Source organism: Oerskovia sp. NPDC060287 (assembly GCF_042726775.1).
Lineage (GTDB): Bacteria > Actinomycetota > Actinomycetes > Actinomycetales > Cellulomonadaceae > Oerskovia > Oerskovia merdavium.
Genome location: NZ_JBHXBO010000204.1, coordinates 1 through 7,538 on the forward strand (window position 1 = coordinate 1; position 7,538 = coordinate 7,538).

Sequence of the window (7,538 nt, forward strand, 5' to 3'; positions counted from 1 at the left end):
ACGGCAATCCGGAACACCTCCTCCTCCCCCCGCCCCACCCCCCCGGGGGCCCCCGCCTTCGGCGGGTGGGGGCCCACGGGCGCTCCTGGGAGCGACCGCCTGGCAGGCGCTCCGCTCGGCGGCCCGGCCGACTCGGCGATACTGGACGGTGCCGACCACCCGGACGATCCCCGTCGACCGGCATCCGGCCCGCAGCAGCCGCAGGTCGAGCCGAGCCCGGGCACCCCGCCCGGCGAACGCCGACCCGACACCGACCCGTGAGGACCCCCGTGACCGAGACCGAGCCGATCACCACCAACCCCGGCAAGACTCTGGGCGTCGTCGCGCTCGTGCTGTCGATCCCTCTGTCGCTGGTCGGGCTGGTCCTGGGGATCGTGGGACTGGTCAGGTCACGCCGGGCGCGCCAGCACAACTGGTGGGCAGTAGCCGCGATCGCGGTCTCGTTCCTCGTCATCGTGGCCGTGGTGATCTGGGCTGCGACCCTCGTCTGGCTCATGGGCGAGTGCGCGGAGCTCGGGGTCGGGACCCATGTCGTCGACGGACGCGCGATCGAGTGCGTCGCACCCGCCGGGTCCTGACCGTCCACGACCTACCGGGTCGGCCCAGGGCCACGGCCCAGGCCCGCCCGCGGCTCCCTCAGACCGTCGGCGCGATGTCCGGGCTCTGCACGCACAGCGCGCCGCGGACCGCACCGGCGGACAAGGCCTCGGCGACCGTGGCGCCCGACAGGTGCGCGTCGAGGAAGCCTGCGAAGAACGCGTCTCCCGCCCCGTTGGTGTCCACGACGTGCTCGACCGTGACCGCCGGAACGTCGAACCACTCGCCGTCGGCCGTGAGGGCGCTCGCTCCCCTGGCCCCGTGCGTGCAGACCACGAGACGTGCGCCGGCCGCGACCCGCTCCTCCATGAACGCGCGGTATCCCGGCAACCGGTCCGAGCTGAGGAAGAGGAACGTCGCGGCGTCGAGGAACTCGCGGTGGAACACGGCCTCCCCGTCGTAGTCGTGCACGTCGCACCACACGTCCTTTCCCAGGCGTCGCGCCTCGCGCAGCAACGGCAGCGCCGGGACCGCGAGATCGATCACGACCGCCCGAGCGTCGCCCAGGGCTGCGACCGCGGCCTCCCAGGTCTCCCCACGAGGCACGTCCCCCGGCGCCTGGAGGTAGATCGACAACCGCTCGCCCGACGCACCCATGAGGTTGAGGTGCCGCTCGGTCCGGCCGTCCGGGTCCGGTTCCACGAGGAGCGCGACACCCGCTGCCCGCAGGACGTCCTCGACGCGGGGAGCGACGTCGTCGGACCCCAGGACCGTGCGCAGCGTGACCGCACGCCCCAGCGCACGCAGGTTGAGCGCCTTGCCCGCCGACGTGCCGCCCACCGTGGCCAGGTGGCGTCGCGCGAAGAGCGTCTGCGAGCGGGGCTCGGGCAGGGCGTCGAGGTAGACGAGCTCGTTCCACGACGCGGGGCCGGCGACGAAGACCGGGGCAGGCTGATGTTCCATGCCGCCCGACGCTACTCGGCGTCGCCTGCCGCGACGGTCGGCTCGGGCGCGGGACGCTCCGGCGAGTCGTCGACGTCCGTGTCCTGCTCGCGGTCCCGGTCCGAGAGCTGGGCCTCGAACATCGTGTAGTACCTCCCGCGCAGCGCCACGAGCTCGCCATGCGTCCCCTGCTCGGCGACCACGCCGTCCGCGAGCATGTAGATCACGTCGGCCTTCTCGATCGTCGCGAGCCGGTGGCTGATCGCGATGATGGTGCGCGACCTGTCCGCGAACAGGCGACGGAAGATGTGCGCCTCGGCCAGGGCGTCGATCGCCGACGTCGGCTCGTCCATGATGACCACGGGTGCCGCCCGGTAGAAGTTGCGCGCGAGCGCTAGGCGCTGCCACTGGCCCCCAGAGAGCTGCGTGCCGCGCTTGCGGCTGCCCTTCTCCTCCATCCAGGTGCTCAGGTACGAGTCGATCCCGCGCGGGAGCTTCTCGAGGAACTCCTTGGCCTCGGCGTCGTGGGCCGCCGCCAGGGCGCGCTCGCGGCTGGGTGGGTCGTTGATGTCGCCGTACTGGATGTTCTCGAGGGCCGTCGCGAAGTCGTACTTGAGGTAGTCCTGCTGGAGCACCGCGAGCTGCTCGTGCCAGGAGTTCACGTCCAGGTCCTGGAGGTCCACGCCGTCGAGCCGCACGGCTCCCGTGGTGGGTGCGTACAGGCCCACGATGACCTTGACGAGCGTCGACTTGCCCGCGCCGTTCTCCCCGACGATCGCGACGTGCCTGCCGCGGTGGATGGTCAGCGACACGCCCTTGAGGACGTCGACGTCCGAGCCCGTGTAGCGGAACGTGACGTCCTCGACCGCGATGGTCTCCGGGGCCGCGGCGAGCTGGCGCTCGCGCTCCCCTCTCACGGGCAGCGCCATGAACGCCTCGTAGTCGAACAGGTTCGCGAGGTCCTCGTCGATGCTGCTGAGCGAGTCCACGAGGCCGTTCGCGCTGCTGAGCGCGCGCGAGACGACCTGCTGGACCAGCACGAACTGCCCGACGGGCTGGGTGTGCAGCACGATCTGTCGCACGACCCAGACCAGGGCCGTGACCTCGGCCGCGGCCTGGAGCCCGTCGCCCAGGAGCTGCTTGGGGATGTACGTCTTCTCGAACTCCATGCGGCGCTTCTCGTCCTCGTCGCGCAGCTCCCGTCGCAATCCCAGCAGGTGCCGGACCATGCCGTAGACGCGCAGCTCGGAGATGTACTGGGGCTGGAGCATGCCGCGCTCGATCATCCCGCGCCGACGCCGCACCTCGATGTGGGAGTTCCAGTGCGCGATCTGGGCCCGTGACAGCTTGAACTGCAGGTACACGCTCGGCAGGATCGCGACGAGCACGATCAGCGCGATCCACCAGCTCACGAAGAACAGCGTCACGACCGACAGGATCACCGAGACGACCTGCGTGAAGATCGTCGCGAGCCGGTCCAGCACGCGCGGGTAGGCCTCGGAAAAGCGCTTGGCGCGGTCGAACAGGTCGACCGTGTCCTTGTCGTCGTACCGCCAGAACTCGAGCGACAGGAAGCGCTCGAACATCATGTCGGAGACCTTGGCGCCCACCTTGTACTGCATCGAGCGCTGGATGTAGCGGTCGATGCTGTTGAAGGCGACCATGAACAGCCCCAGGACCGCCGTGATGATCACGTAGACGATGGCCCGGTTGCCCGCGCCGTCCGTGCCCGCGTACGCGTCCGCGAGGGCCGTGGTGGTCAGGGCCGCGAAGAAGGTCGTCACGAGCGGGAGCGCAGCAGCGACGATCGACCCGACGATCTTCATGGTGACCGCGAGCGGCGACGTGCGCGCCGAGAGCCGGACGATCTCCGAGAGTGCTCGCGCGTACTGTGCGGGCTCGAGCCTCCTGGGCCGGGCAGCGCTCTCGGTCGTCATCCGACCATCGTAGGAAGCGAGGAGCGGATCAGCCTGGGCTGTGCGTCAGGACTCGTACTGGGCGGGAAGCAGCCTCGGGGCGTCGGTCGGGCCCTGCAGGCCGTTGAGCACGAAGAACCGGTGCCCCGGCTCGGGCGTCACGACCGGGCGCAGCGTGCGCCCGTCGGCGAGGGTCACGAGCCGGTCCGACGCGAGCATCTCGTCGACGCCCCCGACGCGGAACCCGAGCCGTTCCCAGAAGCCCGCGGCCTCGGGCGGCGTCTGGCCGTAGAGCGTCGAGACGCCCGCGGCCCGCGCCTGCTCGACGACCTTGCGGACCAGGTACGAACCCAGCCCTGCGCCCGAGCGGTCGCCCGAGACCGCGATCGCGTTGAGGCACCACCACGGCTCGGCGACGCCGGCCTGCTCGTCGAGCGCCGCGTCGACCCAGGCGAACGCGACGACACGCTCGTCACGGACGTCCGAGCGCTCGCCCTGCTCGCGCAGGACCGGGAAGTACCGGTCCCGCGGATGGAAGCCCGGACCGAACCGGTAGGTCGTGCTCCAGAGCTCCTCGTCGTGCAGGTGAGGCATGGAGGGCAGGCGTGCACGCGAGAGGTCCGCCAGGCCGGGTCCGTCGTGGTGGCACCCGATGGCGAGCGCGAGGGAGTCAGGAAGGAGCGGCTCGGTCATCCCGCGACAGTACCCGAGCGGGGCACGTGGGCCGCGGTCGGTGTTCCTGCGCAGCTTTTCGTCGGGTGACCGCCCCATGCTCGCCAGCAACGACGAAGGCCCGGAACCGTGAGGTTCCGGGCCTTGTGCCTGGTGGAGCTAGGGGGATTCGAACCCCCGACCTTCTCATTGCGAACGAGACGCGCTACCAACTGCGCCATAGCCCCAGAACGAGGTCAACATTAACACCTGACCTGCGCTCTTCGACAAATCCGCTCCCCCTCGGCAGGGCGAACGGCCCAGGAGCTACTGTCCCGAGACGCGTCGACGGGCCAGGATCTCGTTGAGGTCCAGGCCCAGCGTCTCGGTCCGGGGCTTCTTCTCGTCGCCGGGCGCGGGCACCGGCACGGGCTGGTCGCCCTGAGGAGCCCCGACGCCCGACGGCGTCCCCTCCGACACCTCGGACCACGCCTGGTCCTGGGTCGGCTGGGCGAGCGGGGCGGTCGGGACGGCCACCTGGACGGGCGGCACGCCCGTCTCCTCAGCCGTGGGCTTCATGGTGTAGGTCGGTCGTGGCACGGGCACCGGGTCCCAGGCCCCGCCGATCTCGGCCTCGGGGGTCTCCGGACGGCCCGCGGGCACGACCGGGGTCGGTGCGGACGCCGGGGAGAGGTGCACCGCGGTCGTGCCGAGGTCAGCAGGCGTGCCGGGTGCCGTCCCCGCACGGGGTGCGTCGCCGGCCGTCGAGCCCGCCGGGCCTGCCGACCGGTCGCGGTCGTCGAACAGGTCGCCGCCGCTCGCGCCCGTCCGGGGCCGAGCTTGGTCGGGCTCCGTCGAGGACTCGACGCGCGCTGTCGACCCGGTCGCCGGGCGCTGGTCCCTGCCGCGCGCGGCACCGCGGGCCAGGTCCTCGGCGGTCACGCGCGGGATCATCTGGGTGCTCGTCTGCGACGAGCGGACGGCGTGGCCCGTCACGCGCGAGGGGTGGACGTTGCGGGGCGCGACCGGGCTGCCCGCCACGGGTCCCCGTGCGGCCCGGGCAGCGTCGCGCGCAGCCGTGCGGCGGTCCGCATGCCAGCTGGCATCGGCCCGCTTCCCGGCGAGCGCCGCCTGGCGGCCGAGGACGAGGACCAGGGCGAGGACCGCCGTCGGGCCTGCTGCGGCGTACCAGGGCACCAGCCCGTACCCGAAGGCCACCCACGCCCCCACGCTCGCGAGGAGCAGCACGACCGTGAGCGCCAGCCGGCGACGCGCGGCCTTGGCGCGGCGTTCCAGCATCGCGATCCGCGACGGGGACGCGACCTTGCGCGGGGGGAAGGGGTCGTCGAACCCTCCGCCCGCCGGTTGACGGCGCGGCGGGATGCTCGGGCGAGGATCGCTCGCGCGGACGTCTGTCTCCATGGTCTGCGGCTCCTCCTCCGACGATGGCCGGCGGTCGGTGGTGACCCCGGTCGTGACCTGCAGGACGCGTGACGTCGACCCGGACGCGTCGGACGCCCTCGACATCAGGGCGACGTCCGGCTCGCTGACCGGGACCGGACCGAGGAGCAGCGAACGCCCCTCGCCCGACGACGCGTGCTCCGCGCCCTCCCCCGGTGCCCCGCGCCGACGTCCCGAGACGACCGCGAGGACACGCAAGGACCCCGAGAACCTGTCCTCGACCCGGGCGTCCTGCAGCTGCTGGCGCTGCTTGACCCGGTGCGGGACGTAGTAGGCGAACCACAGGACGAACAGCGCAAGGACCGCCACGCCTCCTGAGCCCGTCGTCGAATCCACATCCCGACCGTAGGCGAGGGCCCTGGCGGTCGACCGGACGCCGGGCGGCGTGTCGGTCCTTTTCGCGGTCGCGTCCGTGCGCTAGGAGGCCGCGCGGCGCGTCTCCTGCCACCGCGCGAGCAGGCCGTCGGGGACCTCCTCAGCCGTGATCGCGAACGTCCGGTGGTCGCACCAGTGGCCCTGGATGTGCAGGTACCTCTCGCGCAGCCCCTCGTCGCGCAGCCCGAGCTTCTCGACGACCCGGATGCTGGGGCCGTTCTCCGGGCGGATGTTGATCTCGATGCGGTGCAGGCCCAGCACCTGGAAGCAGTAGTCCGTGGCCATCGCGACCGCGGTCGGGATGACCCCGCGCCCCGCGACGTGCTCACCGACCCAGTAACCGATGCTCGCCGAGCAGAGCGACCCGTACGTGATGCTCGAGACCGTGAGCTGGCCGACCAGCTCGCCGTCGAGCTCGACCGCGAACGGCAACGACGTCCCGGCGCGCGCCTGGGCGGCGAGGATCCGCGCGTACTCGCCGAACGTCGGCGGGCCGCCGGCTCCCGTGCCGGGTCGGGGCGAGGTCGCCTCCCAGCGCTCGAGCCACGACGCGTTGCGGGCCCGCAGCGTCATCCAGTCGTGGCCGTCACGACGGTGCAGCGGGCGCAGCACCACGCTGCCGTCCACCGCGTCCTCGCGCAGCGTGACCGGCCAGGGCTTCGACATGCTCCATGCTCGTGCGATCTTGTTCGTCATCGTCGTGCGCCCATCGATCATCCGTTCCCGGCAGCAGAGCCCGAGACGTCCTGCCTCCGAGCACCAGGATCACTGACGTGAGGCCCGGTGGACAGGGTGTATCACGATCTGGCGCACCGACAATAGCGCCGCCGGCCGGGTCGCGCACCACGCGGGACACCTGCTCGCGCACGCCACCGCCCTCACGTGTCCGTGCGAACGCCCCGCGTTCCGGACCTTTCCGTCCGACGACGGGACCCCGGACACTTCTTGCCCGAACCTTTGCGACAATAGGCGCATGAGTGGCCCGGTTCAGCCCTACCCCTTGCACGGAAGCATCGAACCCGAGGACGCGAAGGAGATCCTCCGAAAAGCCATCCGCACCGCCCGATCCACGCGCAGCGAGAGGCGCCGCGACGAAGCGGCCCTCGCGATCGCGGACGTGATCGAGACCATCCCCGAGGTCCTGACGGCGCGCTGCGTCGCGACCTACGCCGCACGCCCCACGGAGCCCGGCACGACCGCGATGCTCGACCGGCTCGCCGCACGCGGCGTCCGCGTCCTGCTCCCCGTGCTGGGCGCGGGCCTGCAGCGGGACTGGGCCGAGTACGCGGGCTCGCACGACCTGCGTGAGCGTGCGCCCGGCCGCCCGCCCGAGCCGAGCGGACCCGCCCTGGGTGCGGCAGCGCTCGTCGACGCCGACGTCGTCATCGCCCCGGCCCTCGCGGTCGACACGCGCGGTGTCCGGCTGGGTCAGGGTGGCGGCTGGTACGACCGCGCCCTGGAGCACATGCGCCCCGGCACCAAGGTCATCGCCGTGGTGTTCCCCGACGAGGTCTACGACGCCGACGAGCGTCCCCTCCCCCTCGAGAAGCACGACCGGACGATCGACGGCGTCGCGACCCCGCAGGGCTGGCGCTGGCTCGTCCAGGACTGACCTCACGACTCCTCGACGACGAAGGGGCCGGACCGGGCGCGATG

General features: G+C 72.1%; 7 protein-coding genes and 1 tRNA gene. 2 read left to right on the plus strand and 6 right to left on the minus strand.

Annotated elements, in window-relative coordinates:
• Positions 1 to 269 precede the first annotated feature (269 nt).
• Positions 270 to 578 carry a hypothetical protein gene (locus ACFWFR_RS15405; RefSeq protein WP_191800477.1) on the plus strand — a complete coding sequence of 103 codons (309 nt, stop codon included), beginning with the start codon at positions 270 to 272 and terminating at the stop codon, positions 576 to 578.
• Between the two features lie 58 nt (positions 579 to 636).
• Here the strand turns inward: ACFWFR_RS15405 and ACFWFR_RS15410 are convergent, their stop codons facing one another.
• The 6 genes from ACFWFR_RS15410 to ACFWFR_RS15435 form a co-directional block, all read right to left on the minus strand.
• Entirely contained in the window at positions 637 to 1,500 is an 864-nt protein-coding gene (locus tag ACFWFR_RS15410) for a carbohydrate kinase family protein (RefSeq protein ID WP_377623544.1), read from the minus strand.
• An 11-nt stretch (positions 1,501 to 1,511) separates the two neighbouring features.
• Positions 1,512 to 3,416, minus strand: a complete 1,905-nt coding sequence (locus tag ACFWFR_RS15415; RefSeq protein WP_377623545.1) for an ABC transporter ATP-binding protein — start codon at positions 3,414 to 3,416, stop codon at positions 1,512 to 1,514.
• Positions 3,417 to 3,461: 45 nt separating this feature from the next.
• Positions 3,462 to 4,088 (minus strand): GNAT family N-acetyltransferase, encoded by a 627-nt coding sequence (locus ACFWFR_RS15420; RefSeq protein WP_191800483.1) that lies wholly within the window; start codon positions 4,086 to 4,088, stop codon positions 3,462 to 3,464.
• 130 nt (positions 4,089 to 4,218) lie between these two features.
• Positions 4,219 to 4,294 (minus strand) — tRNA-Ala (locus ACFWFR_RS15425).
• Between the two features lie 79 nt (positions 4,295 to 4,373).
• The gene (locus ACFWFR_RS15430) at positions 4,374 to 5,843 is read right to left on the minus strand and encodes a hypothetical protein (protein ID WP_377623546.1); all 1,470 of its coding nucleotides are present in this window, start codon (positions 5,841 to 5,843) and stop codon (positions 4,374 to 4,376) included.
• Positions 5,844 to 5,924: 81 nt separating this feature from the next.
• A complete protein-coding gene (locus ACFWFR_RS15435) occupies positions 5,925 to 6,548 on the minus strand; it encodes a GNAT family N-acetyltransferase (RefSeq protein WP_191800487.1) in 624 nt (207 codons plus the stop codon).
• Positions 6,549 to 6,855: 307 nt separating this feature from the next.
• Here ACFWFR_RS15435 and ACFWFR_RS15440 point away from each other — a divergent pair, with 307 nt between their 5' ends.
• Positions 6,856 to 7,494 carry a 5-formyltetrahydrofolate cyclo-ligase gene (locus ACFWFR_RS15440; RefSeq protein ID WP_191800489.1) on the plus strand — a complete coding sequence of 213 codons (639 nt, stop codon included), beginning with the start codon at positions 6,856 to 6,858 and terminating at the stop codon, positions 7,492 to 7,494.
• The last annotated feature ends 44 nt before the right edge of the window (positions 7,495 to 7,538 follow it).

Bases quoted from the DNA above. Each gene is read 5' to 3' on its own strand.
- ACFWFR_RS15410 (WP_377623544.1), bottom strand. From the start codon at position 1,500: ATGGAACATCAGCCTGCCCCGGTCTTCGTCGCCGGCCCCGCGTCGTGG.
- ACFWFR_RS15415 (WP_377623545.1), bottom strand. From the start codon at position 3,416: ATGACGACCGAGAGCGCTGCCCGGCCCAGGAGGCTCGAGCCCGCACAG.
- ACFWFR_RS15420 (WP_191800483.1), bottom strand. From the start codon at position 4,088: ATGACCGAGCCGCTCCTTCCTGACTCCCTCGCGCTCGCCATCGGGTGC.
- ACFWFR_RS15435 (WP_191800487.1), bottom strand. From the start codon at position 6,548: ATGTCGAAGCCCTGGCCGGTCACGCTGCGCGAGGACGCGGTGGACGGC.
- ACFWFR_RS15440 (WP_191800489.1), top strand. From the start codon at position 6,856: ATGAGTGGCCCGGTTCAGCCCTACCCCTTGCACGGAAGCATCGAACCC.